This window comes from Nocardia sp. NPDC006630 (assembly GCF_040611495.1).
In the GTDB taxonomy this organism is placed as follows: Bacteria; Actinomycetota; Actinomycetes; order Mycobacteriales; family Mycobacteriaceae; genus Nocardia.
Genome location: NZ_JBEXOK010000010.1, coordinates 409,993 through 435,894, shown reverse-complemented (window position 1 = coordinate 435,894; position 25,902 = coordinate 409,993). Strand labels below are relative to the sequence as shown.

Genomic DNA, 25,902 nt, shown 5'->3' with positions numbered 1-25,902 from the left:
TTCGTGGAACCGCTCGATGGCTATGTGATCGCCGACTTCTCCAGTGGCATCGCGGGAGCCTACTGCACGAAGTTGCTGGCAGACGCCGGCGCCGAGGTTATCAAAGTCGAAGCGCCGGAAGGTGATCGACTGCGGAACTGGTCGGCGTCGAACACCGATATCCCGCCCGGCGCCGACGGTGCGCTGTTCGGGTTCCTGGCGGGTTCGAAGCGCAGTGTTGTCGCCGATATCGGCAGTGCCGGAGCGGACGACGCCGGGGAGATCGATTTCCTGAACGAGCTGCTCGCCGGAGCGGACGCGGTGGTCTGGAGTCGCGGCTCGCGCGTCACGGAACATCCGCTGTTCGCACCGGAGGCGATTCTCCGGCGCCATCCCCATCTGACTGTCACCACGATCACCCCCTTCGGACTGAGCGGTCCCTGGCAATCACTCCCGGCGACGGAGTTCACCTTGCAGGCGTGGTCGGGCGGGATAATCGGACTCGGCCGCGGTGCGCCCGACCGTGCTCCGGTCTTTGTCGGGGGGCAGGTCGGTGAATGGCTCGCCGGGGCGTACGCGGCCGCCGGCACCCTGGCATCGCGCTCGCGCACCGTTCGCACCGGCGTGGGCGAGCTGGTTGATCTGTCCATGCTCGAGACCCAGATACTCACTCTCACTTACTATTCCGTCGCCTTTCACGAGTCGCTGGGCCGGTTGATGCGGCCCGGTCGAGGGCTGATGGTGCCGGGGGTGGCCACCGCGAAGGACGGCCTGGTCGCCGTTGGATGCGGTACCGCACAGCAGTGGTTCGACCTCTGCGCGATGGTCGGCCACCCCGAATGGATCGACGAGAGTGCGCCCTTCTCGATCAGCGGGAAGGCCGCTGATCTCGCGAGCGAGATCAGCCCGTGGTTCGCCGCGCACACCGTCGATGAAATCCGGGATGTGGCAACGGCATTCAGAATTCCCAACTCCCTGGTCGTAAACGGGGAGGATATCGCCGGGACGGAGCACTACGCGGCGCGTGGATCGTTCGTGCCGAACCCCCGGGAGGGTTATACCCAACCAGGTCCGCCGTACCGCCTGGGGACGGAACCGCCGCGGACTCCGGCGCCCGCGCCCCGGTTGGATGAGCACCGCGAGCGGTATCGCACCGCGGCGCACCGCGCGCCGAAACTCGAGTCTGCCGGCACCCCGGACGAACTGCCCCTGAGTGGTGTGCGCGTGCTGGATATGACCGCCTTCTGGGCGGGACCTTCCTGTGCGCACCTGCTCGCGATGCTGGGCGCGGAGGTGATCCACCTCGAATCGACGACCCGGCCCGACGGCGCCCGGATGATCGCCGGTGTTCCGATCACCGAGGATCAGTGGTGGGAGCGTTCGCCGATCTTCTCCAGCCTGAACACCAACAAGAAGAGTGTGACAGTGGACTTCCGCAGCGACAGCGGAATCGAGGTGCTGCACCGGCTCATCCGGCACTGCGATGTCGTCATCGAGAATTACACGCCGAGGGTACTCGAGCAGATCGGGCTGGACTACGGAAAGGTACGGGCCCTGCGCGAGGACGTGATCATGGTCCGGATGCCGGGATTCGGGCTCGACGGACCGTGGCGCGACAACCCCGCCTTCGCCTACATCATCGAGGACGCCTCCGGAATCACCTGGCTGACCGGACATCCCGATCAGAACCCGGTCGAGCCCTACTGCTTCGGCGACTCGAACGCGGGTCTGCACGCGGTCAACGCGGTACTGCTGGCACTGGAGAACCGGCGGCGCACCGGCGCGGGAATGCTGGTCGAGGCCGCGATGGCGGACGCCGCGACGAACGTCGCCGCCGAACAGGTTATCGAGTATTCGGCATACGGGAAACTCCTTATGCGAGAGGGTAATCGGGGCCCCGCAGCGGCACCGCAAAACCTTTACCGCACAACCGATGCCGACGAATACGGCGGCAATGATTCCTGGGTCGCGGTGGCGGTAGCCGACGATGAGCAATGGCTCGGCCTCCGAGAGGCGATCGGCCGGCCGGAGTGGGCGATGGAGCCGGAGCTGACCACCGCCCGCGGCCGCCGGCTGCATCACGATCTCATCGACAAGTATCTCGGCGCGTGGTGCGCCCAGCGCGGCGCGGGTGAGGTCGTCGAAATCCTCTGGGGTGCCGGGGTTCCGGTGGCCAAGGTGATGCAACCGCATCGTGTCGCGGAACTGCCGCAGCTGGAGTCGCGCGCCTTCTATGAATACGTCGAGCATCCGGTCAATCCGACGGTCCGGCACAGCACGGTGCCCTTCACGCTGTCGAACGGTCCCGAGCGCTGGCACCTGCGCCACGCGCCCCTGCTCGGGGAGCACAACCGAGAGGTGCTGACAGAACTCGGATTCACCGAATCCGAGATTGCGGCACTGGAATCCGACGGCATCATCGGGCACGCGCCGGCGATGCGCAATTCGACTGGGAGACAGCGGTGATGGACGGCTGGGACTACACGACCGACTTTCTGGTCGTCGGGAGCGGCGCCGGAATGGTGGGTGCACTGCGAGCCCACGCCCTCGGTAAACAGGTACTCGTCGTGGAGAAGTCGGACCTGCTCGGCGGATCCACCTGTATGTCGGGTGGCGTACTGTGGCTGCCCAACAATCCGCTCATGCAACGTGAGGGTGTATCGGACTCCCTCTGTGCTGCGCTCGAATACTTCGACACCGTTGTCGGGGACGCGGGCCCGGCCTCGTCGATGGCGCGCAGACTGGCGTACATCAATTCGGGTGCCGAAATGGTCGACTTCCTCGAATCCGAAGGCCTGCAGTTCCAACGGTGTGAGGGCTACAGCGACTATTACGCCGGCGTCCGGGGCTGTACGGGCGGCTCGGCGCGGGGGCGATCGATCGAGCCGAAGATCTTCGACAAGAAGAAGCTCGGCAGCTGGCGGGACAGGATTCGTCCGGGCTTCTCCGGCGACATGGTGATCTATACCGCCGAGGCGGCGCCGATGTCGTTGATGCGGACACGAATAGGCATGGGGGTCGTCGCCAGAGTCGGATTCCGCACAGTCTTCGGGCGTTTGCGCGGGCAGAAGCTGGTAGCCAACGGCGCCGCCCTTATCGCCCGGCTGCTGCAGGTACTGCTGCGTCGGGAAGTGCCGATCTGGTGTGAGTCCGCGCTGACCGACCTCGTAGTGGAGAACGGCCGGGTTGCCGGAGCGGTGATCCGCCGTGGGGATCTGGATATACGAGTGCGTGCGCGCGACGGAATTCTTTTGGCCGCAGGAGGATTCGCTCGAAACGAGACGATGCGCAAGGAGTACTCCGGCGAGCGGCCCACCGGTACCGAGTGGACCTCGGCCAATCCGGGCGACACCGGGGAGGTCATGCGCGCGGCGATGGCGCTGGGCGCCGCCACCGACATGCTGGACGAGGCATGGTGGATGCCCTCGTGGATCATGCCCGACGGCACGCCCGGAATGTGCCTGTCGGAGCGGTGCAAACCGGGATCGCTGATCGTCGACGGCCACGGTGAGCGGTACTTCAACGAAGCGTGCTCGTATCAGGAGGCCGGGCAGGAGATGTATGCCCGCCACAGCGCGGACGGTACGGCCGTACCGTCCTGGTTGATCCTCGATTCCCGGCATCGGTCGCACTATCCCTTCGGGATGGCGCCCGCGGGCTGGACACCGCGTGCGCTGATCGCCAGTGGGGTGCTGAAGCGTGCCAACTCGCTGGAAGAGCTTGCGCGCCACTGCGATATACCCACAGGCTCGCTGCTGGCGACCATCGAGCGTTTCAACCATTTCGCCGAAACCGGTGTCGACGAGGACTTCCACCGCGGTGAAGGCGATCACGAGCGACGCTACGGCGACAGCACGCACACTCCGAATCCGAGCCTCGGCCCTCTGGAGAAGGGGCCGTTCTATGCGGCGGCCCTGTACCCGGGAGATATCGGTACCAGCGGCGGACTGCTCTGCGACGAACACTCCCGGGTACTGAACACCGAGGGGAAGCCGATCAGCGGTTTGTATGCCACGGGCAACTGCACCGCATCCGTCATGGGCCGCAAGTACCTCGGCGCCGGGGCGAGCATTGCCGCCTCGGCGGTGTTCGGGTACGTGGCGGCCGAACACGCCTCTGGAAGTTGATGAGTCTTGCATCTGTCATCGATGGTCGAAATGATCGAGTCGGGATTCGCCGACCGAACACTGCTGGGCGCGGCCGAACGCCGGGTGAACGGCGCCGAGCTCGGCGCACTGGCCAAGCGCGGAGCGGCGACGCTGCGTGCGTCTCCCTCCGTGGTGTACGCGGGGGAGAACCATCCGCTGCTGCCGGTGGCGCTCTTCGCCGCGGCCTGTGCGGGAGTTCCGTTCGTACCGGTGAACTACCGGTTGGAGGACGCGCAGTTGAATGCGCTGATCGAGCGGCAGCCCGGTGCCTTCATACTGGCGGACGCGGCGACCGCGCCCCGGCTGCCCGCTGGTGCGGTCGTCTTCGACGACTGGCTGGCCGGGCTCCCCGCCGAGGTGCCCGCCGCGGAGCCGTTGTTCGACGATGAGCAGGTCGCGGTTCTGCTGTACACCAGCGGCACCACGGCGGCACCGAAATCGGCGCTGCTGCGGCACCGCCACCTAATGGCCTACTTGCTCGGCACGGTCGAATTCGGCGGTGCCACAGCGGAAGAGGCGGTGCTGGTATCGGTGCCGCCCTATCACGTCGCCGGCGTGGCGAATATGCTCTCGAACCTGTTCGCCGGACGCCGGATCGTGTATCTGCGCGCCTTCGACCCGTCAGCATGGCTCGATACGGTCCGCGCGGAAGCTGTCACCAATGCGATGTTGGTGCCGACAATGCTGGCGCGGATCGTGGATGTGGCGGCTGAGCGGGGGCCCGTCGCGGCGGACGTCGCGACCTTGCGATCGCTGTCCTACGGCGGTGCGAAGATCTCGGAACGGGTGGTGCGCGAGGCGCTGGCGCGGTTCCCCGCGGTCGGATTCGTCAATGCCTACGGGCTGACCGAAACCGCGTCCACGATTGCCGTGCTCGGACCCGAAGATCACAGGGCCGCATTGGTTTCCGACGATCCGATGATCCGCGCCCGGCTGGCCTCGGCCGGGCAGGTGCTGCCGGCGGTCGAACTCGAGATCCGCGACGACGACGATCGGGTGCTGCCGGCGGGGAAATCCGGCATCGTCTTCGTGCGCGGCGAGCAGATCTCCGGGGAGTACTCGACCGGCAGTCTGCTCGACGAGAACGGCTGGTTCTGCACCCGGGACCGTGGCCATGTCGACGCCGAGGGATATCTGTATCTCGAGGGCCGAGCCGACGACACGATCATTCGCGGCGGCGAGAACATCGCTCCGGCGGAGATCGAGGAGGTGCTGCTGTCACATCCGGCGGTTGCCGAGGCGTGCGTGGTCGGCCCGCCCAGCGAGGAATGGGGACAGACCCTGGCTGCGGCCGTGGTCCTGCGGGCAGGCGCGGTCGTGACCGGGGACGAACTACGCGAGCTCGTACGCGCGCGGCTGCGCGGCTCGAAGACCCCGGAAACGGTCGTCTTCCGGGACTCTCTTCCCCACACCGACACCGGAAAGCTGTTGCGCAGGAACGTACTCGCGGACCTGACCGCACAAGAAGCCGGTCAGCGAACGATTCAGGAGGAACCCATGACTGTGACCCTCACACCCGGTGCACGCGTCTTCAGTGCGGTCGATTCGACAGAGCTGATCGTCGTCAGAGCTCCGGCCGGGCCCGTCGAGCTGACGATCGGCGGCGCGCCCGCGGTGCTCGCCGCCACGGAGAAGAACGCCTCGGCTCTGACTGCGGCTGTCGACGGCGGCAGCGCGATCGGCAAGCGCTACACGAATTCGGCCGGAACCGTCGAATTACTGTGCACCAGACCAGGTTCCGGACTTCCCGCCATCGCGGGCGAGGACCTGGTGCTCAAGCAGGCCAAGCCGCTCCCGGCCTCGGACTGAGCGCACATGACGATGGAGAGGATGACCGATGATCGCTGCGACAGGGTGCGAGACGAACGTCCGATCGTGATCGCCGGCGCCGGCCTTGCCGGTTTGCGAACGGCCGAGGAGCTGCGTGCCGCCGGGTACGAAGGGGGATTGGTGCTCGTCGGTGACGAGTTCCGATTGCCGTACGACCGGCCGCCGCTGTCGAAACAGTTCGTGCGCGGTGAAATCGACGACACCACTCTGCGGCCGTCGGAATTCTTCACCGAGCACGATATCCGCTTGCGGTTGGACGCGGCGGCGACCGCTGTGGACACCGTCACGCGGCGAGTTCGCCTTGCCGACGGTTCCGAGCTCGACTACTCCCAACTCGTGATCGCTACCGGACTGCGCCCCAGGCGAATCGCCACGATCGATGGAATACCCGGGGTGCACGTGCTGCGCAGTCACAACGACGCGGTCGCGGTGCGGGCCCGGCTTGCCGCCGCCGAGCGGGCATTGATCGTCGGTGCCGGCTTTATCGGCTGCGAACTCGCGGCCAGCCTGCGGAGCCGGGGTATGGGTGTGGTGGTCGTAGAGCCGGCACCCACTCCACTCGCGGCGGCGCTGGGACCATGGGTCGGCGAATTGGTCGCGCGGCTGCATCGTGCCGAAGGGGTGGAATTGCACTGCGGGGTCGGGGTAGATGCGGTGATCACCGAGGGCGGTGCCGTGCGTGGTGCCCGGCTCACGGATGGCAGCCGGGTGCAGGCGGATCTGGTCGTAGTCGGTATCGGATCGGTGCCGGCCACCGGGTGGCTCGAGGGATCGGGCGTTCCGCTCGCCGAATCCGGTGCCGGCGGAGGAGTACTGGCCGACGAAGTGGGGCGGACCGCGGTCGACGGCGTCTGGGCAGTCGGTGATGTCGCGGCGTGGTGGCATCCGCACCGCGGACACCGCCGAGTGGAGCATTGGACCAATGCCGGCGAACAGGCGCGGATTCTCGCGCGCGCATTGCTCGGGGTCGAGTCTTCGGCGGCGGCCGAGGTCCCGTATGTGTGGAGTGATCAGTACGGCTTGCGGATTCAGGTGCTGGGGACCCCGACAGCCGCCGACACGGTCCGAATCGTCGAGGATGACGGGCGCAGGTTCCTCGCTCACTACCTTGCCGACGGTGTATTGACAGCTGTCGTCGGTGCGGGCATGGCCGGCAAGGTGATGAAGGCGAGGGCGCGGCTGGTGCAGTCGGCGGCGCTTGTCAAGGTGTCCGGGGACCCAGGCATTCCGACCAGTACTCGTGCCTGATCCGATCCCACAGGTGTGAGAGTTTCGGGAACCGCTCACGCATCTGGGCCAGATCGGGTGCGTCAGCGGAAACCGGTGCGGATATCAGAGGACTTTGCTCGGAAGGGTTGCGTACCAGCAGTATTCGGATGCAGTGGTGGTCGATCTGCCATTCCGACCACCAGTCGTCCACATCGGTGCGGAGGCGGCGCGTCGTGCGTGCCGACTCTCGATCGGCATCCATGCCGTCCTGGGGGAGGGTCACGATGGTGTGCTGACCCACGCGGTCGGATCGGCGGCGATCAGGCGCCGTTCGACCAGAACCCCTGCGCCGGAGAGAATCATCGGCAGCGCGGCCGAACTCTGCAGCGCGGCGCCGAGGGTGCCGTTGCGGATCCGATGGGCTTGGGCGCCGTAGCGCCCGAATACCAGCGCCACCGGCGTCGTGGCCGCCCGGCGGCCGGTTCCCGGTCGCTGCGGGGGTTCCGGAAAACACCACTGCCAGAACCCGATTACCGTCGCGAAACGCAGTTCGAGGTAATCGGGCCGGGCCGGGCAGCGTTGCACGCTCTGGAGCGTGGCCGTCAGGAACGATCGTTCCGACAGGGTTGTTTCGATCGGGGCGGAGACTTGCGTCATTGCCGGCTCCTGATGTGCTAATCGGTGGGTGGTGCCTCGGCCAGGTCGAGGGCGGCGAGATAGGCGAAGACGAGACTCGATCCGATGGGCGTTCCCGCACCGGGGTACGCCCCGCCGGACATGGCCGCCATGGTGTTTCCGGTCGCGTAGAGACCCTCGATCGTCGTACCGTCCGGGCGCTGCACGCGGGCGTGGTCGTCGGTGACGAGGCCGCCCTTGGTTCCGATATCGGAGAGCACGATGGTGGCGGCGTAGTAGGGCGGAGTGTCGATCGGGATGAGCAGCGGGTTGGGCAGGTCGGCAGGCAGCGGGACGATGTAGTTCTGCCGGGGATGCGCGGGATAGCCGACGATAAAGCTGAGCATCCGGTCCCAGGGCGTCTCGCCGCGGTGGAAGCGTTCGTCCACACCAGTTTTCGCGTAGCCGTTGAACTCCTCGACCGACTTGCGCAGCGCCTGGGGCGGTACTCCGATCAGTTCGGCCAATTCCTCGAGCGTCTCGGCCTTGCGCAACGCACCGGAGGAGAACCATTCCGGTTGCACCGCTCCGGCGGGGTCGCTGCCCATGCCGTCCCGTTCGAGCTGGTGGTGGTCGAACACCCAGTGATTGCGGGTGTGCGAGACGCCGGTGGTGAGTTCGGCCCGGACCATGGCGTGGCCCGCGCGATCGTAGGGCTGCGCCTCGTTCGTGAAGCGCTCGCCGTCGGCATTGACATAGATGCCGCCGCGAGTGCCGCTGTGGAAGACGGGACGGCCCTCGGGCCAGACCAGGCCGGGGATGTACCACGCCTCGTCCATCAGATCGGTCGCCGCGCCGGCGGCTCGGCCGGCCAGGATCGCGTCGCCGGTGTTCTCGGGTGCACCGTTGGACCATTCGCCGGTCAGCGGAACCGGTGAATACTGCTCACGCATCTCGCGATTGTGTTCGAACCCGCCTGCAGCCAGGAGAACGCCACGAGTGGCATGGAAGGTGCGTTGAATGCCGTCCTTCACCGCCACCACGCCGGTGACCCGGCCGTCGGAAACCACGAGCTCTGTCATCGCGGTTTCGAGCCGATAGGAACCATTACCGGTGTCCAGCAATGCTTTCAGCGCTCGGCCGATGAGTGCTCGGCCGCCGCTGAACGTCGGGCCCTCCAGATCTCCCCAGCGTTCTTCGGGTATCGACCGGCGGATCAGCTCGGCCAGTTCGCCGAGCTCGGCGATGGGGATCTCCGGTGGGAACACCGAGTGTCCGGTGGGGCTGGCGCCGGGACTCGCGGCGAAATATTCCGGCACCGGCATATGGATGAACTCACCGAAGATCGGGTTCTGTTCGAGTTCGTCGATGAGGCGCGGTGCGGTCCGCAGATAGGCGTCCTGCAGTGGCTCGCGCGAACTGTCGGCGACGACATCGCGCAGATAGGTGCGGGTGGCGTCCGCATCGTCCTCGAAGCCCGCGCGCCGAATCGGGGCGCTGCCCGGAAACCACAGTCCCGCACCGGAATACGCGGTGGTCCCGCCCAGCAGTGCGGTCTTTTCGAGGACGACCGTGCGTAGTCCGCGCGCCGCGGCAGCGTAGGCGCCGATCAGGCCGCCCCCTCCGGAGCCGACGATAACGACGTCGAAGGTTTCCTCGTCAGCGGGCATTGTTCTCTCCTCGTATCGCTGGGTCGATCGAGTGTCCGGCCGTCGGCGGCGGGCCGATTCCGGGTTTCCGCTCAGCGGGACGACGAGGGTCGGCGCCGGGGACTGCTCCGTGCGGACCCGCCCGGAACGAGGGCATCCCAGTGTGCGGAAACTCCGCCTTGCGGTGCCCGGTCGCTCCGCAAACTGGCGAATCAGAACGATATTTCGACTCGAAGGAGAGTTCGCATGGCTGATTCGCACGACTACGATCCGGGCCCGCAGATTGCCCATGCCGGTGGTCTGAATCTGGGGACCCCCGATCTGCAGCGGTCGATCTGGTTCTTCCGGGACTTGCTCGGGATGGAAGTCGTCGCCGAATCGGACGATGTCGCCTACCTGCGCGGGTATCAGGAATTGGTGCACCACTCGCTGGTGCTCACCCGGCAGGACGAGGCGCGGGTGAACAGCTACAGCTTCCGGGTCAAGCGGCCGCAGGATGTCGAGCTGTTCCACAAGCAGCTCACCGCGGCGGAGATCGAGGCGGTGGAACTGCCCGCCGACCACGAATCCGGCCGCGGCACCGCCATCCGCTTCCTGGTGCCGGGCAGCGAGCACCCCTTCGAGCTGTACCACGACATCGAAAAGCCGCTCGCACCAGAGGAATTGCGGTCCAAGCTGCTCAGTAACAGTTCGCGTCGGCGCGGTTTCGGCGTGCGACGCCTGGATCATATGAACATCCAGTGCAGTCCGAGCACGGTGAACCAGGCCGAGGGCTGGTTGCGGGAGGCGCTGGGATTCAAGCGCCGGGAGTTCGTGATGATCCCGCAGGCTCCGGAGACCGTGATGGCGTCGTGGTTGTCGGTGACCTCGCAGGTGCACGATCTCGCGATCGGCATCAATGCGGAGGAGGCCAACGGCCGGTTCCATCACGTGGCCTTCAATATCGAGAATTACCACGACATTCTGCGGGCGGCCGACGAAGTCCGGGATCTCGATATCGAATTCGGTTGTGGCCCGGGTAAACACGGCATCGGGCAGGCCATGTATCTGTACCTGCACGACCCGGGCTCCGGTCACCGAATCGAGCTGTACTCCGGCGGCTACCTCATCTTCGATCCGGACTGGGAACCGCTGGAGTGGAAGATCCCCGAACTGATGTGGGGGCAGCGGTGGTACGGCGAGGCCCTCGATGTCGGTCCCGGTGGCGAGTTCCTGTCGACCACGCCCTCGGCGGGGCTGTAGCCGTGACCGCGGTGCAGTCCACGCCGATCGCCCCGACGTACGAGTCGACCCGTGTGACAGCGGAAATCGACGGATCGGCCGTCGCGTACCACGAGGCGGGGGAGGGCGAACCGCTGATCCTGCTGCACGGTTCCGGGATCGGCGTCAGCGCCTGGGCGAACTTCCGCCACAACCTGCCGGTATTCGCCGGACGGTTCCGGACGGTCATGCCAGACCTGCCGGGCTTCGGCGGCACCCGGCTGCCCGCACTCGATGAGATGTACTTCGTGGCAGCGGCGCGCCAGACCGCCCGGCTGATGGACCACCTCGGGATCGAATCGGCGAGTTTCATTGGAAACTCCATGGGTGGTTCGGTCGCGGCGGAACTGGCGGCGCTGTTCCCGAAGCGGGTGCGGCGGATGATCACCATGGGTCCGGCCGGATTGTCTGCTCCGACCTTCGCGCCCGAACCCAGCGAGGGTTTCCTGCGGCTGTTCGAATTTCTGGGCGACCCCAGCCGCGAGCGCGCGATCGCGTGGATGCGGCTGATGGTGTCCGACCAGAGCCTGATCACCGACGAGCTCGTCGACGAGCGGATGCGCGCTGCGACAGCCGATGGCGCATTGCAGAGTGTACGAACGATATTCGGCTCGCTGCGCGATCCGAAACTGCTCGCGACCTACACACCGCTGTGGACTCGGGCCGCGACGTTCACCACCCCCACGCTGATGCTGTGGGGCCGCGACGATCGCATGCTCCCTTATGACTGGGCACATTTCGCGAATCGGATGCTGCCCGAGATCGAACTGCACACCTTCGCCCACTGCGGTCACTGGGTTCAGGTCGAGCGCAAGGCCGAATTCGAGCGCATTTCCCTCGAATTCCTCACCCGTGAACCGGCAGTACCGCAGGAGAAATCATGACGCACGAAGTAGTGACCCGTATCGAGGAACTCGGCCCGGAGTTCGCCGCGCTCGCGGCGGAGAACGAGCGAATCGGCAAGCTCAGTGACAAGACCGCCGAACTGCTGCGTACCGCCGGCGTGATGCGGTTGTTGCAGCCCAAGGAGTTCGGCGGATATTGCGCGCATCCGCGCGATTTCGTCGAGGCGGTGATGGCGGTCGCACGGCACGACGGCGCCGCCGGCTGGGTGTGCGGTGTGGTCGGCGTCCATCCGTGGGAGCTGGCCCAGATGGATCCCCGTGCCGCACAGGAGGTCTGGGGCGAGAATCCCGACACGTGGATGGCCTCGCCCTATATGCCCGGCGGACTCGCCGAACCGGCGGACGGCGGCTACGTCCTCAGTGGACGGTGGCCGTTCTCCTCGGGCGTGGAGCACTGCGATTGGAACTTCCTGGGCGCACTCGTCGGAAACGGCAAGGGGCAGCCGGCGCAGCCGCCGAAGGTCCTGCATGTCCTGGTACCGCGCGCGGATTGTCCTGTGCAGCAAGACACCTGGGATGTCATGGGTCTGGAGGGCACCGGCAGCAAGGACGTGGTCGTCCAGCAGGCGTTCATTCCCGAATACCGCACCATCGACCAGGCGGACGTGCAGGCCGGCGCGGCGGCGGAGCGAGTCGGACTGACGGACACTCTCTACAAGCTGCCCTTCATGGTGATGTTCCCGCTGGGAATCACCGCGGCGGTCATCGGGATCTGCGAGGGTGCGCTGGCCGTGCACCTGAGTCAGCAGCGTGATCGGGTCGCGGTGACGGGCGTACAGATCAAGGACGATCCGTACGTTCTCAGCGCCGCCGGCGAAGCGGCCTCGGAGATTCAGGCGTCCCGGGTGCAACTGATCGACGGCGTCAGCAGGCTGTTCGACAAGGTGGCCGCCGGCGAGGAACTGACCCTCGAAGACCGATCCGCGGTGCGGCGCAATCAGGTTCGCTGCGCATGGCGTGCGGTGTCGGCGGTGGACGAGATCTTCGCGCGCTCCGGCGGCAACGCCATCCGGCGCAGCAACCCGGTGCAGCGATTCTGGCGGGACGCCCACGCCGGCCTCTCGCACATGATTCACGTTCCCGGGGTGGCCTATCACGCCAACGCGATTGTCGCCATGGGACTCGAACTGCCGCAGTCCATGCAGGTGATGGTGTGACCGGCCGAGCGATCGAAGGAGATCGGACATGGATAAATTCCTCGAACTGAGGCTGCAGCGCATCAGCGTATGGTGCGGCGTGCTGCTGGTGGTGGCGTTCTTCGTCGCCTTCGCCATCGCGGGGCTCTCGCCGCCCTGGAGTCCGACGATGACACCCGGCGATATCGTCGACCATCTGAAGGAGCACCGGACCGGGATCCTGCTGTGCACCACCATCATGGTGCTAGCTGTACCGTTCGAGTATCCGTTCGTCGTGGCCACGAGCATGCAGCTGCGCCGGATCGAAGGCGGGTGGGGCATTCTGTCGATGGTTCAGCTGCTGACCGGTGTGGTCGCCCCGATCGGATTCTTCTTTCCGCTGGCCATTCTGTCCGCGGCCGCGTATCGACCGGAAATCCATTCCCCCGATGTGCTTTCGGCGCTGACCGACATGTTCTGGCTGATGCTGGTCGGCAATGCCTGCATCTACGTGCTGCAGGTCTGGACGATCGGTTACGCGGCGATCATCGACAAGCGGGCGAATCCGATCTTCCCCCGCTGGTATGCGTATCTGAGTTTCGTGCAGGGCGTTCTGCTCATTCCGGGCGCGTTCGTCTATCTCGCACACAGTGGACCGCTGGCCTGGAACGGGCTGCTGGCCTTCATGATTCCGTCGATGGTGTACCTCGTCTGGAAGATCGCCACGCCGGTCGTCCTCTTCCGCGCGATCAAATCCGAGGCCGCCGAGGTCGCCCCGGGCGAGCACGCCGAACGTATGGCGTCCTGACCCATGACCGACTGCGGGCAGCCGTACGACTTCCGGTCGTACGGCTGCTGCTCGTCGTATGTCGAAGCGGCGATGACCGCTTTCTTACCGGGGCCCGAATCGCTGGCCGGCATCCAGGCGCAGGCACTGACCGTTGAGCATCGGGTTGTCGACGATGGCGAGGGCCAGTTTCGCGTATTCCTCGGGGCGTCCGAGACGTTGGGGAAAGGCTGCGTCCCGCACGAGGGCGGCTCGGGTCTCCTCCGAGATCTTGCCGGTCGCCCCGGTGTCGAAGAGGCTGGGGGCGATGGCCAGGACTCGAATGCCGAAGGAGCCGAGGTCGCGGGCCATGGTCAGGCTCATGCCGGCGATGGCTGCTTTCGCGGCGGAGTAGGCGACCTGTCCGATCTGGCCTTCGAAGGCGGCGATGGACGAGGTGTTGATGATGACGCCGCGTTCGCCGGTGTCCGGATCCTCGGGTTCGTTGCGGCTCATGTGTTCTGCCGCAAGCCGATTGATATTGAAGGTGGCGACGGTATTGAGGTCGAGAATTCGCCGGAACGTCTCGAGATCGTGGGGGCCCTTGTTGCCGAGCGTGCGCCGCACACTGCCGCCGCCCGCCGTGGTGATCGAGATGTGCAGGCCGCCGAGGGAATCCACCGCAGTGGCCAGCGCGCGTTCGGTTCCGTCGAAGTCCATGATGTCGACCGGATGGAAGGAGCCACCGATCGCGGCGGCCACCTCCGCACCGGCCGATTCGGGGCGATCGAGCACAGCGACGACGGCGCCGCGGGCTGCGAGCAGTTCCGCGCTGGCCCGGCCCATTCCGGACGCACCGCCGAACACCACGGTCTTCTTCCCTTTGATCTCCATCGAATTCCTTTCGGGTCAGCCGTAACAAGCACACGGTCTGTTCAGCGCGCTGCCCAGGCGACGGTCTTGGACTGCAAGTACTCGTCGAGGCCGAATTCGCCCCACTCCCTGCCGATTCCGCTCTGCTTGTAGCCACCGAACGGCACGCGCGGCGTCACCCCTGCGCCACCGCCGTTGATTGCGACGGTGCCGGTGCGAATCCGGGCGGCCAGGTCGTAGGCGGCCACCGTATCGGCGCTCCACACCGCGCCGGACAGTCCATAGGGGGTGGCATTGGCAATGCGGATCGCCTCGTCGTCGGTGCGGTAGGGGATGACCACACCCACCGGCCCGAAGAATTCGGTCTGCGCGATGGTCATCGACGGGTCGACTCCGGTGAAGAGAGTCGGTTCCACGAAGTAGCCCCGATCAGTGCCGGCGGGCCGCCCGCCTCCGCAGGCGATGCGCGCACCCTCGTCCTGGCCGACGCGAATGAGCTTCTCCACCTTGTCCCGCTGCGCCGCACTGATGAGCGGTCCCATCGTGGTGCTTTCCTGTGCCGGATCGCCGACCCGGACCTCGGACAGCCGAGCCAGCAGCCGCTCCACCACCTCGTCGTGGACGGATTCGTGCACGATCGTGCTGGTCAGCAGCGAACACCCCTGTCCCGCATGCGTTGTGATGCCGACGAAGGCGGACCGCACCGCACCGTCCAGATCGCCGTCGGCGCGCACGATACTGGCGGACTTGCCGCCGAGTTCGAGAATCACTTTCTTCATCGAGGCCGCCGCCTGGACGTAGACCATCCGGCCGACGGTGTCCGAGCCGGTGAAGCTGACCAGGTCCACCATGGGATTGGTGGTCAGCTCGACACCGGCCTCGATATCGCCGGTGACGATGTTCAGCACGCCCGGCGGCAACCCGGCGGCATCGGCGAAATCGCCGATCAGAAGGGACTCGAGGGGGGTGTTGGGTGCCGGTTTCAGGACAACGGTGCAGCCGGCGGCCAGCGCGGGAATCAGCTTCATCATGCTGAGGAAGAACGGGAAGTTGTAGGCCGCGATCAGACTGCACACCCCGTACGGTTCGCGACGCACAACTCCTTGGGAGATACCCAGCCCCGGCGTGATCGTGGGTTCCAGTGGCTGCTGCCAGCCGAACGCGGGCAGTACGCGCTCGGCCATATCACGCAGATGGGCAATGGGCACCCGGGTCTGCAGCGTCTCCGCCAGCGGTCGCACCGAACCCGCCTCGGCCATATTGACCGCGACCAGTTCGGGGAGTCGTCGCTCCATCTCCGCCGCCATCCGCAGCAGTATCGCGGCCCGCTCACCCGGGGTGAACCGGGGCCACGGGCCGTCGTCGAAAGCCTTGCGCGCCACGGTGATCGCGCGGCGCACATCCGCGAGCGAAGCCTGCGGGACGTGTGCGATTGTCTGCTCGGTCGCGGGATTGCGCACCGTGAGGACGGTGTCGGTCTCACCGTCGGTGCGGCGTCCGTCGATATAGAGCTGACCGGAGAACGAATACTCCGTCATGGTGTATCTCCTGAATACGGTGTGGTGATGCGTTGGGCCGGAACGGGAGTCGGCTCGGCCGCGGGTGCCGAGCCGATCAGGTCGAGACTGGCCCGGGTGTAGGCGGCACGACGGTGATGGCCCACCAGGAACGACGGCGGAGCGAAGAAGCCGATGTCCCGGGGGAGCGATCCGGCTCTGCGCGCGAGGGTCGCGCGGGCGTCGGAGGTAGTGCCGCACACCGCGATCTCAGCGAGCATCTCATCGGTGACGGCCGCGCCCATGCCGTCGGTATCACCGGCCCGGAATGCCGCACGCAGCCTGGCAACGGGCTCCTCCCAGCCGTGGTGCGCGACGAACGGGTCGTAGGTCTTGACCGTCAGATAGAAAGCGATCATTCGCCTGGCGTCGGCGATGGCGTGTTCGGGCGCGGCGTCGTCGACCGCGGTGATGATCCAGCCGTATTCGAGAGGGCGTTCGACCCGCGCGACCGCGCTGGCGCCGCGCTGGACAGCGGGTCGCACGACATCGTCCCACCAGGAAGGGGTGAACAAACCATGTCCGACCACGCCATCGGCCACCCTGCCCGCGGTGGCGGCCATCCGAGTATTGAAGCCCGCGAGCAGAATCGGGATATCGAGGCGGCCGAGCACCGGGGCCCGGACATCGGCGTCGATGGTGTAGAAATCGCCGGAGTAGCGGACCCGCTCGCCGTTCTCCGCGTGCAGCCAGGCCCGAACGGCCGCGACGGTCTCGGCGATGCGGTCCACAGGTTGCCGCGCGTCCGCGCCGAACCAGTCGCGGTTGATCCGGAACGCCCCGCTGCCGAGCCCCAGGAACACCCGGCCAGGCGCTCTCGAATGCAGCTGGCGCAGTGCGGTGGCATGCGCATACGGAGTGCGGGCGAAGGCGTAGGCGATGGCAGGGCCCGCCAGCGCGTGCTCGGTGCCGGCGACGATCTCGGCCGTGGTGAGATAAGCATCGCGATCGACGAAATCGCCTGCGCAGAAGGCGCTTACGCCGGCCTGCTCGGCCTCACGTCCGACCTCGGCGCCGGGCCATGGCATACCGAACCGCATATATTCTCCTTGCCGGGCGAATTCTCTTCTCGGGCACAGTGGTTGAGCTCGGCGCGTAGTTCAGCGCAGTCGCCAGATCCGGCGTGGCACATCGGATCGATCGACCTCGGCCTTGCCGATCGGATTGCCGAGCTGGGTGTAGGACAGTGCGGTGCGCAGCGCCTGAGTGCGCGTCGCGTCCAGTGACTCCCAGATCGCGCGGACGGTGCCCTGGATGGCGGCAGCGGGCTTCGCGGCGATGATGCGGGCGATCTGGTCCGCGCGCTCCCAGAGCTGTTCGCGCGGAACGACTTCGCTGACGAGTCCGATCTGCAGCGCACGCTCCGCGGAGAGGCGTTCGTCCAGGCCGAGCAGCGCGATACGCAGCACCTCGCCGAGCGGAATGCGGTGCGCGAGCCCGATCGGCTCCACCGCACCGGTCAGCCCGTAACTGACGTGCGGATCGAAGAAGGTGGCCTCCGCCGAGCAGATGATCACGTCGGCCTCGTTGAGCCAGTAGAACGCACCACCGGCGGCCATCCCCTGTACGGCGCACACCAGCGGTTTCCATACCCGATTGAGCTTCGGCGAGAGTTGCTCGCCGGGATCGGTCTGCGACCACACATTGGAGTGCCGATCGATGCCCTGCTTGACGTCCATTCCGGTGGAGAAGGCTCGGTCGCCCGCGGCGCGCAGGACGACGACGCGCACATCGTCGTCATCCTTGACCGTCTGCCAGATGAGCGCGAAGTCCTCGAGCATGTCCTGGTTGAAGCTGTTCATGGCTTCGGGCCGGTTCAGGGTGACGGTCGCGACGTGGTCGCTGACCTCGTACAGCACGGACTTCGAGAACATTCTCGGGATGCTCTCGAACTCCCCGCGTCCACCGCGCCGCGATCCCGGTGAATGGGCGAGCCGGCCGCCTCCGGGTAGACCCCGGTGTGCGGGACGCGGGTGATCCCACCGAGTGGGCTGCCTGCCGCGGGCGGCCGCCCGGCGGGTGATCCTTCGAGCAATCAGCGGAGAGGAGTGCCTGGATGCACAGACCGATGGAGGGTGTGCGAGTACTCGAAGTCGCCCAGTTCACCTTTGTTCCGGCGGCCGGCGCCGTGCTCGCCGACTGGGGCGCCGATGTGATCAAGATCGAGCATGCGGAGCGCGGCGACGCCCAGCGCGGTCTGGTCCGTGTACTCGGCTATGAGGCCGCCAGTGCGGGCTCATCCTTCTACCCCATTATGGAGGGGCCCAATCGGGGAAAGCGCAGTGTGGGTTTGGCATTGGAGAACCCGGCCGCGCGGGGGGCGCTCGAGGAATTGATTCGCCGCAGCGACGTCTTTCTGACCAACCTGCTGCCGGAGTCGCGGGCGCGGCTGCGTATCGAGGTCGAGGATGTGCGGGCCATCAATCCGGACATCATCTATGTCCGCGGCAGCGGTTTCGGCCTGCGTGGTGCGGAATCGGATAAGGGTGGGTACGACAGCACCGCGTTCTGGGCTCGCGGCGGTAGCGCCGTGGGTGTCACTCAGCCGGGTTCGGAACGTATGTCGCGCATGCCCTCCGGCGCGTACGGCGATTCGATCGGCGGTATGACCATCGCCGGCGGGATCGCGGCCGCCCTCTACTCTCGCGCGACGACGGGAGAACCGTCGATCGTCGATGTCTCCCTGCTCGGCGTCGGCGCCTGGGCCACGCAGTTCACCGTCAACCTGGCGCTGCTGACCGGTGGACCGCTGCCGGTGCAGACCCCGCCCCGGTACGGCTCGGCCACCAACCCGTTGATCGGCGCCTACCGCACCGCCGACGGGCGCTGGCTCGAGCTTTCCATGCTGCAGCCCGGCCGGTACTGGCCGGAATTCTGCCGGCTGGCCGGTCGTGGCGAATTGGCGGACGACGAGCGGTTCGATACCACCGAGAAACTGATGGCGAATGCGGCGCCGGCGGCCGCGATCGTCGCGGAAATAATTGCGGCCCGGCCCTTTTCCGACTGGGTCGAGATCCTCGGAAAGGGCGAAGGCCAGTGGGCCGCGGCGCAGAACGCCTGGGAGGTCGGCCAGGATCCGTCGTTGCGAGCCAACGGTCTCATCGCGTCGGTCCTCGACGCCGACGGCGTGCGGCGCGAACTGGTCGCGAACCCGGTGCAATTCGACGAAACGCCGGTAACCCTCACGCGCGGACCGCAATTCGCCGAACACACCGACGAGGTGATGGCAGAACTCGGCATTACCGGTGACGCGCTGCTGCGCCTCAAGCTCGACGGTGCGGTGACATGAGAAAGGAAATGTGGTGAATACGACCCTCGAATCGCAGGGCGACTACAACGGTGTGCCCGCCTACTACTTCGACAATCGGATGCCCGGTCCGCTGCTGAGCCACCAGGAGCGCTGGGATGAGCTTTCCCGCGCCCACCCCGCGTTCAGGAATACTCTGGCGCAGGGGCATTGGGTGGTCACGGACGGCCAGTCGGTGCAGGAGGCGCTGCAGGACTGGCGGACGTTCTCCAGCACCTCGGTGACGGTCCTCAATCCGGAACCGAACTTCCTGTGGATTCCGGAGATGCTGGATCCGCCCCTGCACACCAAATGGCGGCGGCTGCTGGGCGAGGAGTTCGGACCGAAATCGATCGCCGCGCGGGAATCGGAGATTCGTGCGATCGCAGTCGAATTCATCGATCGGCTGCTCCCGGCAGGCGGTGCGGATGTGCTCGACGAGTTCGCGCGCCGGTTCCCGACCCTCATCTTCATGCGGCTGATGGGCTTGCCTGAGGAGGATCTGGAGCAGTTCCTGGAGTGGGTACACGAAATGCTGCACCTCTCCCACACCGAAGATCCGGATCATCGGCGGCAGATGGCCGCGATGACGGCCGCATTGGCCTACTTCCAACAGCAGATCGCCGAGCGGCGCGAATCGCCCCGCGCGGACCTGCTCTCGCGAATGATGCAGTGGCGCATCGACGGTGAAACCCTCAGTGACTACGATATGCACGCCTTCTGCATCCTCATGTTCCAGGCGGGCTTCGACACCGTGCCCATCGGCCTGGGCTGGATGCTCTACCACTTCGCGAGTCATCCGGAGCAGCGCGCGGCCCTCGTCGCCGACCCGGCTCTCATCCCGAATGGCGTCGAAGAGGTCCTGCGCGTCTATTCGTTCGTCGTGCCCGCACGAAAGGCGATGCGGGACACCGAGATCGGCGGTTGCCCGGTGAAATCCGGCGAGATGGTGATGTTGCCGCTCGCGGTGTGCAACCGGGATGCGGACCGGTTCGACAATCCGGAGGAGATCGATCTGGATCGTGCCACGAACAATCACATCGCCTTCGGTTCGGGCCCGCACCGCTGCCTGGGATCACACCTGGCCCGGCTGGAGCTGAACATCGCGATGGAGGAGTGGCACAGGCGAATTCCGGACTACCGGATCGCGCCGGGGCAGACGCTCGAACAGACCGGCAATATGTACGGTCTGGTCTCTCTGCGTCTCGAGTGGTGAATCCGGCGTGACCTTCACCTTCACCGAGGAGCAGGAGGAGTTGCGTATCGTGGTGCGCCGCTTGCTCGCCCAGATGTCGCCGAGTCCGGTGCTGCGCCGAGCCATGGATTCCGAGTGGGGATACGACCCGGCGCTGTGGCGGCGGATGGCCGTCGAACTCGGAGTGCACGGGCTCGGCATTCCCGAGAGGTTCGGCGGCTGCGGCGGCGGCCCGATCGAATTGGGCATCGTGCTCGAGGAAATGGGGCGCGCGCTGGTGCCGTCACCGTACTTCTCGGCGGTGGCACTGTCCGGTCAGGCCCTGGTCGCCAGCGGCGACGACGCGCTGTGTGCCCGCTGGCTGCCGGCCATCGCCGACGGTTCGCTGATCGCCACGCTGGCGCTGGCGGAGGCGAGCGGTGGATGGCGGCTCGCGGATGTCTCGACCGAGGCGGCACGGACGGATGCGGGCTGGACGGTGTCCGGAACGAAGATGTTCGTCATCGACGGGGAGGCGGCCGATCTGCTGCTCGTGATCGCGCGCGCCGAGTCCGGGCCGGGCCTGTTCGCGGTGGCGGGCGATGCGCCCGGTGTCGTCCGTACTCGCCTCGAAACGCTGGATCCGACAAGGCGATTGGCGCGCGTCGACCTCGAGGGTGCGCCGGTGCAACCGGTCGGCACCGTCGGCGACACCGCATACCTGCGCACCGTCGTGGATCTCGCGACCGTGGCATTGGCCGCCGAACAGGTCGGCGGGGCGCAGGCCTGCTTGGACGCTGCGGTGCAGTACGCGAAGACCAGGTGGCAGTTCGGCCGCCCCATCGGGTCCTTCCAGGCCATCAAGCACAAATGTGCGAACCTGCTGCTCGATGTCGAAGCCGCCCGGTCGGCCGTCTATCACGCGACCGCCGTGGCCGCCGGGGAACCCGATGGTCTGTCGGTGGCCGCCGCGCTGGCCGCGGTGTGGGCGTCGACCGCGTTCACGCACGCGGCCAAGGAGAACATCCAGATTCACGGCGGCCTCGGTTACACCTGGGAACACGACGCGCACCTGTATCTCAAGCGCGCGAAATCATCGGAACATCTGTTCGGCAGTCCCGCCATGCACCGGTCCCTCTTGGCCGATCTGGTGGGCATATGACGAAGGCTGACCACGTGGGAATTCACGATCGCCTGACCCGGCTGCTCGCGGAAGCGCCCGCTGACGCCGAAGCTATCGAGTACCAGCAGATCTGGTGGAGCTGGGGAGAGGTCCGGGCCACGGCTCGGGCGGTGACCGACGCGCTGGAATCGGCCGGGCTCGGCCCCGGATCCCGCATCGGCGTCGTCTTGGAGAACCGCCCCGAGCACGTCGCGGTGGTCGCCGTGCTCATCGCGTCGCAGCGATGTGTGGTTCCGCTCAGCCCCCTGCAGCCGGCAGCGCGCCTGGCCGCCGACATCGAAGCCGGCGACCTGCCCGCAGTCGTATGCGGAGCCGAGATACTTGGCCGCGAAAGGGTTTTCGATGCGGCCGCGGCTGCGGGCGTGGTCCTGGAACTGGGCGTCGACGGCTCGGTGCGACGAGCGGGAGGTGCGGTGACCGCCGCCGCTGTCCGGTCCGATCCCGGCGTCGCGGTGGAAATGCTCACCTCGGGGACGACCGGTGCGCCGAAGCGGGTCCGGCTGCGGGCATCGCAACTGGACCACGCCCTGGCGGCCGGCGGACAGACGGCGAAGCGGGACGGGTCGCTCTCGCGCTCGGCATCACTGGTGTCCGCACCGCTGGTGCACATCGGTGGCCTGTGGCGCGCCCTGGCCTGCCTCGCCACCGGGCGCCGGATGATCCTGATGCCGAAGTTCGAGCTCGAACCCTGGGTCAGCGCGGTGGAGCGGCATCGATTGCGAGCCGCCAGTCTGGTGCCCGCGGCGTTGCGTACGGTACTCGATGCCGACGTGCCGAAGGCGCGGCTGGCCAGCCTGCAGGTGGTCACCTCCGGGACGGCGCCGTGTCCGAAAGAGCTGGCGGACAGCTTTTTTCGCACCTACGGCATCCCGGTGCTGATGACCTACGGCGCCACCGAATTCGCGGGTGCGGTGGCCGGCTGGACACTGCCGCTGCATCAGCGGTGGTGGGATCTGAAGGCGGGCAGCGCCGGACGCGCCTTCGCCGGTGTGGCGCTGCGGGTGACCGGTGAGAACGGGCTCGAAGTGCGCTCCGACACGCTCGGAAGGCTCGAGGTGCGCACCGCGCAAACGGCCCAGGGCTCCGGATCCTGGGTCCGGACAAGCGATCTGGCGCGGATCGATGTCGACGGATTCGTTTGGATCGAAGGGCGCGCCGATGACGCCGTCATCCGCGGCGGCTTCAAGGTGCAGCCGGAGACCGTCAAACGGGTGCTGGAGCTGCACGCGGCGGTCCGGGAGGCGGCGGTGGCCGGACTGCCCGACGCTCGCCTCGGGCAGGTGCCCGTGGCCGCGGTCGAAATCGAACCGGGGCAGCCGGCTCCCGGCAGCGCCGAACTTCTCGCACTGTGCCGGGCGCACCTGCTGCCCTACGAAGTACCCGTGCACATCGCGATTCTCGGTGAACTGCCACGCACACCGTCGAGCAAGGTGAGCCGGACGGAACTGCTGGACCTTATTCGCGCCGGTTTCGCGGATCGTACGGCGTGAGCCGCGGTCAGCGGACAAACCGTCCCGGCGCCGACACTCAGGAGGACCCATGACGACCAGTGCAGAGCGCGGTCGGGCAGAGCATTTCGGTGTACTGACCGATGCGGCCGTCGAACGAGCGCGCAGCCGCCTGGGCATTCCCATCCCGCAGCGCAACCCGCCGCACAACTACGAGGTGACGTGGGATGGCGTGCGGCACTTCGCATTCGGCTACGGTGACGACAACCCGATGTACTGCGATCCCGAGTACGCCGGGGGCACCCGCTGGAAATCGCTGATCGCGCCGCCGACCTTCCTCTACACAATGGGCGAGGACGCGGCGCCTGCGCCGGATCCGGACACCAAGGCATTGCTCAAGGGTGATCCCTTCGCCGGGCTCGGTTCCTATCAGGCGGTCATGGAATACGAATGGTGGCGGCCGCTGCGGCTCGGGGACCGGTGCCGAGTGTTGCAAACGCAGGTCGGTGTCCAGATCAAGCCGAGCAGTTTCGGCGGCCGGACCGCACATGTCACGCAGGACTACGTCTATGCCAACGGAGCCGGCGAGTTGCACGCGGTCCGGCGCGGGACGTGGATCAATGCGGAACGGCACACCTCGAAGGGCCGAGCCAAGGAGCAGATCGAACCGCGCCCCTATACGGCCGGACAACTCACCGAGATAGATGCCGCCTATGCCGCAGAGACCCGCCGCGGGCCGGAACCTCGGTACTGGGAGGACGTGACAGTGGGGGAAGTGTTGCAGCCCAGGGTGAAAGGACCGCTGACCACCACCGACGTGGTGGTCTGGCATCTGGGCTGGGGGATGCAACTCACCCCGCCTGGCGCATTCAAGATCGCCGCTCGGACTCGGCGCAAGGCGCCCGGCCTCTACCCGCCCAACGAGTTGAACATCCCGGACACAGTGCAGCGCCTGCACTGGGAGCCGGAGCGGGCGCGGGCGCTGGGTCTGCCCAATCCCTATGACTACGGCGGGATGCGGGAGACCTGGCTGTGTCATCTGCTCACCGACTGGATGGGTGATGAGGGCTGGTTGTGGCGGCTGCGTTGCGAACATCGCCGGTTCAACTATCGCGGTGACACCACCTGGGTGCGCGGCATCGTGGTCGACAAACGAAAGGTGGACGGTCGCAACGAGATCCACCTCGAGGTCCGATGCGAGAATCAGCGTGGCGAGGTCACCACCCCGGGTACCGCGGTGGTGCTGCTCCCGTCCCGGAGCGAGGCGGTGCGGCTGCCTGCACCGCCCGCGCCGGATCTCGACGGCATGGTCGTGCACGAGCTGGCGCGATTCGCGGTGTGATCGGTGGCGGCGGTTCAGTGCCACCACGGCATGAGGGCGTCGAGATGGCGGCGCATCCGGTGCCGGGCAACGCCCACATCGCCCTGCCGGATGGCATCGAGGATGAGGCCGTGCACATTCTCGACCTCGCCGGCCGCCTGATCGCCGGGCAACCCGGGATCCTCACCGGTCGCGTGGCGGCGGAAGAGCTCGATAATGATCGAGAGGAAAAGCGACAGCACCGGATTGCCCGCCAGCGCCGCGAGTTCGAGGTGGAACCTGTCGGCCTTGCGTGAGTCGCCCGCCGGACCTTCCGTGGGCCATCGCACGGCGTCGCCGAGGCCATCGGTGGCCTCGGCGCCGTCTTCGGCGAGCCGGGCGATGACGCTGTCGACGATTCCCAGCTCGACGGCATTGCGGGCGACCCGGAAGTCGTCGGCGGTGACGCCCTGGTACTCCAGTAGCAGCGCCATCGTATCGACGCTGGCCTGAGGTTCCGGTTCGGCCACGACGAGCCCGCCACCGGGACCGCGGCGCATCCGGGCCACCGAGTGGTACTCGAGCAAGCGGACCGCCTCGCGCAGCACGGCACGGCTGACGCCGTATCGGGCCAGCAGTTCGGTCTCCGAACCCAGCACCGCTCCCACGTGCCAGCCGTTGGCCGCGATGTCGTCGCGGATGCGGCTCGCGAGCACCTCCGCGAATTTGGCTCGCGGTTGTCCGGCTGTGTCGGGATCGATCACGGCGCCGGTGATCGGTATGTCGGCGCGGCTCACCTGGCTGTCGCCTACCCAGGCCGCCAAAGATTCCAGATGTGCGGTGAGGGCGACCTGGGCGCGGGCACTGTCGCCGGCGATCACGGCCTCGGCGATCGCGCGATGGGCGTCGTGCGAATGATGTTTCGCGCCATCGACTTCGGCGTCGGAAATGGTGCGGGACATGAACGCGTACCGGGTCGTGAGGCGGGCGAGCACATCGATGAACAAGTGCAGCACCGGATTTCCGGACAATCGGCCGAGCAGGGTGTGGACCGGATCATTGGGCCAGATCCCCGGATCGGTGAGGTGGTCGTACTCCTCGTCGAGGGCGGATCGTAGTGTGCCGATGCCCTCCTCGGTGATCAGGTCGGCGGCCAGGCCCGCGGCGATCGGCTCCAGTAGCAGGCGCGCCCGGATCAGATCGGCGACACTGGTGCCCCGGTACTCGAGGTAGATCACCATGGCCCAGGCGGCCGGCCCGGCATCGGGCGCGCTGATGATCAGACCGCCGTTCGGGCCCCGCCGCATGCGGGCGACCTGGTGATGTTCGAGCAGTCGCACGGCTTCGCGCAAGACCGACCGGCTCACCCCGAACTGCTCGCGCAGCTCGTCCTCGGAGCCCAGGGATGCACCGACGGGCCAGCCGCGGCGGATCACGATCTCCTCGATCCGGCGCGCTATCTGGGCGGCCATCTTGCCCGATGCGGGAGTGTGGTCAGCATCGGCGCGCTCACCGTCTGCGGATTCGGTCGCGACGGCGGTCGACATTGCGCGCTCCTTTGGATGAGTGGGGATTTCGAGCTTAGTCGGGCACTACTACCGGTATC

General features: G+C 66.9%; 20 protein-coding genes. 13 read left to right on the top strand and 7 right to left on the bottom strand.

Annotated elements, in window-relative coordinates; translation table 11 throughout:
- Positions 1 to 3 precede the first annotated feature (3 nt).
- Genes ABZX86_RS30420 through ABZX86_RS30405 form a run of 4 tightly spaced genes read left to right on the top strand, consistent with a single transcriptional unit; the run spans position 4 to position 7,205 of the window.
- Complete coding sequence (locus tag ABZX86_RS30420) at positions 4 to 2,445, top strand: CoA transferase (RefSeq protein WP_355128242.1); 2,442 nt, start codon at positions 4 to 6, stop codon at positions 2,443 to 2,445.
- Positions 2,445 to 4,106 (top strand): FAD-binding protein, encoded by a 1,662-nt coding sequence (locus ABZX86_RS30415; RefSeq protein WP_355128316.1) that lies wholly within the window; start codon positions 2,445 to 2,447, stop codon positions 4,104 to 4,106. Before ABZX86_RS30420 ends, ABZX86_RS30415 begins: the two co-directional genes overlap by 1 nt.
- A gap of 21 nt (positions 4,107 to 4,127) precedes the next feature.
- Positions 4,128 to 5,936 (top strand): AMP-binding protein, encoded by a 1,809-nt coding sequence (locus ABZX86_RS30410; protein ID WP_355128240.1) that lies wholly within the window; start codon positions 4,128 to 4,130, stop codon positions 5,934 to 5,936.
- Positions 5,937 to 5,957: 21 nt separating this feature from the next.
- A complete protein-coding gene (locus ABZX86_RS30405; protein ID WP_355128238.1) occupies positions 5,958 to 7,205 on the top strand; it encodes an FAD/NAD(P)-binding oxidoreductase in 1,248 nt (415 codons plus the stop codon).
- Between the two features lie 240 nt (positions 7,206 to 7,445).
- On the opposite strand, the gene ABZX86_RS30400 is transcribed toward ABZX86_RS30405, so the two are convergent.
- Positions 7,446 to 7,823 (bottom strand): hypothetical protein, encoded by a 378-nt coding sequence (locus ABZX86_RS30400; protein ID WP_355128236.1) that lies wholly within the window; start codon positions 7,821 to 7,823, stop codon positions 7,446 to 7,448.
- Between the two features lie 17 nt (positions 7,824 to 7,840).
- Positions 7,841 to 9,451 carry an FAD-binding protein gene (locus tag ABZX86_RS30395; protein ID WP_355128234.1) on the bottom strand — a complete coding sequence of 537 codons (1,611 nt, stop codon included), beginning with the start codon at positions 9,449 to 9,451 and terminating at the stop codon, positions 7,841 to 7,843.
- A gap of 225 nt (positions 9,452 to 9,676) precedes the next feature.
- On the opposite strand from ABZX86_RS30395, the gene ABZX86_RS30390 reads away from it, so the two are divergent.
- The 4 genes from ABZX86_RS30390 to ABZX86_RS30375 are packed head-to-tail and all read left to right on the top strand — an operon-like array spanning position 9,677 to position 13,518.
- Entirely contained in the window at positions 9,677 to 10,672 is a 996-nt protein-coding gene (locus tag ABZX86_RS30390; RefSeq protein WP_355128232.1) for a VOC family protein, read from the top strand.
- Positions 10,673 to 10,674: 2 nt separating this feature from the next.
- Complete coding sequence (locus ABZX86_RS30385) at positions 10,675 to 11,574, top strand: alpha/beta fold hydrolase (protein WP_355128230.1); 900 nt, start codon at positions 10,675 to 10,677, stop codon at positions 11,572 to 11,574.
- A complete protein-coding gene (locus ABZX86_RS30380) occupies positions 11,571 to 12,752 on the top strand; it encodes a hydroxylase (protein ID WP_355128228.1) in 1,182 nt (393 codons plus the stop codon). The genes ABZX86_RS30385 and ABZX86_RS30380 overlap by 4 nt, the downstream gene beginning before the upstream one ends.
- A 28-nt stretch (positions 12,753 to 12,780) precedes the next feature.
- Entirely contained in the window at positions 12,781 to 13,518 is a 738-nt protein-coding gene (locus ABZX86_RS30375) for a hypothetical protein (RefSeq protein ID WP_355128226.1), read from the top strand.
- 84 nt (positions 13,519 to 13,602) lie between these two features.
- Here ABZX86_RS30375 and ABZX86_RS30370 read toward each other — a convergent pair whose 3' ends face one another.
- Genes ABZX86_RS30370 through ABZX86_RS30355 form a run of 4 tightly spaced genes read right to left on the bottom strand, consistent with a single transcriptional unit; the run spans position 13,603 to position 17,779 of the window.
- On the bottom strand, positions 13,603 to 14,370 hold the full coding sequence (locus ABZX86_RS30370; protein WP_355128224.1) for an SDR family NAD(P)-dependent oxidoreductase: 768 nt from the start codon (positions 14,368 to 14,370) through the stop codon (positions 13,603 to 13,605).
- A gap of 41 nt (positions 14,371 to 14,411) precedes the next feature.
- Entirely contained in the window at positions 14,412 to 15,887 is a 1,476-nt protein-coding gene (locus ABZX86_RS30365) for an aldehyde dehydrogenase family protein (RefSeq protein ID WP_355128222.1), read from the bottom strand.
- Positions 15,884 to 16,945, bottom strand: a complete 1,062-nt coding sequence (locus ABZX86_RS30360) for an LLM class flavin-dependent oxidoreductase (RefSeq protein WP_355128220.1) — start codon at positions 16,943 to 16,945, stop codon at positions 15,884 to 15,886. The genes ABZX86_RS30365 and ABZX86_RS30360 overlap by 4 nt, the downstream gene beginning before the upstream one ends.
- A gap of 60 nt (positions 16,946 to 17,005) precedes the next feature.
- Positions 17,006 to 17,779 carry an enoyl-CoA hydratase/isomerase family protein gene (locus tag ABZX86_RS30355; RefSeq protein ID WP_355128218.1) on the bottom strand — a complete coding sequence of 258 codons (774 nt, stop codon included), beginning with the start codon at positions 17,777 to 17,779 and terminating at the stop codon, positions 17,006 to 17,008.
- A gap of 182 nt (positions 17,780 to 17,961) precedes the next feature.
- Between ABZX86_RS30355 and ABZX86_RS30350 the strand changes: the two genes are divergently transcribed.
- From ABZX86_RS30350 to ABZX86_RS30330, 5 genes are read left to right on the top strand one after another with little or no spacing between them, the layout of a single operon-like run.
- The gene (locus ABZX86_RS30350) at positions 17,962 to 19,194 is read left to right on the top strand and encodes a CoA transferase (protein ID WP_355128216.1); all 1,233 of its coding nucleotides are present in this window, start codon (positions 17,962 to 17,964) and stop codon (positions 19,192 to 19,194) included.
- Between the two features lie 13 nt (positions 19,195 to 19,207).
- The gene (locus tag ABZX86_RS30345) at positions 19,208 to 20,407 is read left to right on the top strand and encodes a cytochrome P450 (RefSeq protein ID WP_355128214.1); all 1,200 of its coding nucleotides are present in this window, start codon (positions 19,208 to 19,210) and stop codon (positions 20,405 to 20,407) included.
- A gap of 7 nt (positions 20,408 to 20,414) precedes the next feature.
- Positions 20,415 to 21,527, top strand: coding sequence for an acyl-CoA dehydrogenase family protein (locus ABZX86_RS30340; RefSeq protein WP_355128212.1), 1,113 nt, complete (start codon positions 20,415 to 20,417; stop codon positions 21,525 to 21,527).
- Positions 21,524 to 23,038, top strand: coding sequence for a class I adenylate-forming enzyme family protein (locus ABZX86_RS30335; protein WP_355128210.1), 1,515 nt, complete (start codon positions 21,524 to 21,526; stop codon positions 23,036 to 23,038). Before ABZX86_RS30340 ends, ABZX86_RS30335 begins: the two co-directional genes overlap by 4 nt.
- 49 nt (positions 23,039 to 23,087) lie before the next feature.
- Complete coding sequence (locus ABZX86_RS30330) at positions 23,088 to 24,338, top strand: MaoC family dehydratase N-terminal domain-containing protein (RefSeq protein WP_355128208.1); 1,251 nt, start codon at positions 23,088 to 23,090, stop codon at positions 24,336 to 24,338.
- Positions 24,339 to 24,352: 14 nt separating this feature from the next.
- Here ABZX86_RS30330 and ABZX86_RS30325 read toward each other — a convergent pair whose 3' ends face one another.
- Positions 24,353 to 25,768, bottom strand: a complete 1,416-nt coding sequence (locus ABZX86_RS30325; RefSeq protein WP_355128314.1) for an FCD domain-containing protein — start codon at positions 25,766 to 25,768, stop codon at positions 24,353 to 24,355.
- Positions 25,769 to 25,902: the final 134 nt, after the last annotated feature.

Bases quoted from the DNA above. Each gene is read 5' to 3' on its own strand.
- ABZX86_RS30410 (WP_355128240.1), top strand. From the start codon at position 4,128: ATGGTCGAAATGATCGAGTCGGGATTCGCCGACCGAACACTGCTGGGC.
- ABZX86_RS30355 (WP_355128218.1), bottom strand. From the start codon at position 17,779: ATGTTCTCGAAGTCCGTGCTGTACGAGGTCAGCGACCACGTCGCGACC.
- ABZX86_RS30375 (WP_355128226.1), top strand. From the start codon at position 12,781: ATGGATAAATTCCTCGAACTGAGGCTGCAGCGCATCAGCGTATGGTGC.
- ABZX86_RS30395 (WP_355128234.1), bottom strand. From the start codon at position 9,451: ATGCCCGCTGACGAGGAAACCTTCGACGTCGTTATCGTCGGCTCCGGA.
- ABZX86_RS30400 (WP_355128236.1), bottom strand. From the start codon at position 7,823: ATGACGCAAGTCTCCGCCCCGATCGAAACAACCCTGTCGGAACGATCG.
- ABZX86_RS30360 (WP_355128220.1), bottom strand. From the start codon at position 16,945: ATGCGGTTCGGTATGCCATGGCCCGGCGCCGAGGTCGGACGTGAGGCC.
- ABZX86_RS30350 (WP_355128216.1), top strand. From the start codon at position 17,962: ATGCACAGACCGATGGAGGGTGTGCGAGTACTCGAAGTCGCCCAGTTC.
- ABZX86_RS30380 (WP_355128228.1), top strand. From the start codon at position 11,571: ATGACGCACGAAGTAGTGACCCGTATCGAGGAACTCGGCCCGGAGTTC.
- ABZX86_RS30330 (WP_355128208.1), top strand. From the start codon at position 23,088: ATGACGACCAGTGCAGAGCGCGGTCGGGCAGAGCATTTCGGTGTACTG.
- ABZX86_RS30365 (WP_355128222.1), bottom strand. From the start codon at position 15,887: ATGACGGAGTATTCGTTCTCCGGTCAGCTCTATATCGACGGACGCCGC.
- ABZX86_RS30370 (WP_355128224.1), bottom strand. From the start codon at position 14,370: ATGGAGATCAAAGGGAAGAAGACCGTGGTGTTCGGCGGTGCGTCCGGA.
- ABZX86_RS30405 (WP_355128238.1), top strand. From the start codon at position 5,958: ATGACCGATGATCGCTGCGACAGGGTGCGAGACGAACGTCCGATCGTG.
- ABZX86_RS30325 (WP_355128314.1), bottom strand. From the start codon at position 25,768: ATGGCCGCCCAGATAGCGCGCCGGATCGAGGAGATCGTGATCCGCCGC.
- ABZX86_RS30390 (WP_355128232.1), top strand. From the start codon at position 9,677: ATGGCTGATTCGCACGACTACGATCCGGGCCCGCAGATTGCCCATGCC.
- ABZX86_RS30335 (WP_355128210.1), top strand. From the start codon at position 21,524: ATGACGAAGGCTGACCACGTGGGAATTCACGATCGCCTGACCCGGCTG.
- ABZX86_RS30415 (WP_355128316.1), top strand. From the start codon at position 2,445: ATGGACGGCTGGGACTACACGACCGACTTTCTGGTCGTCGGGAGCGGC.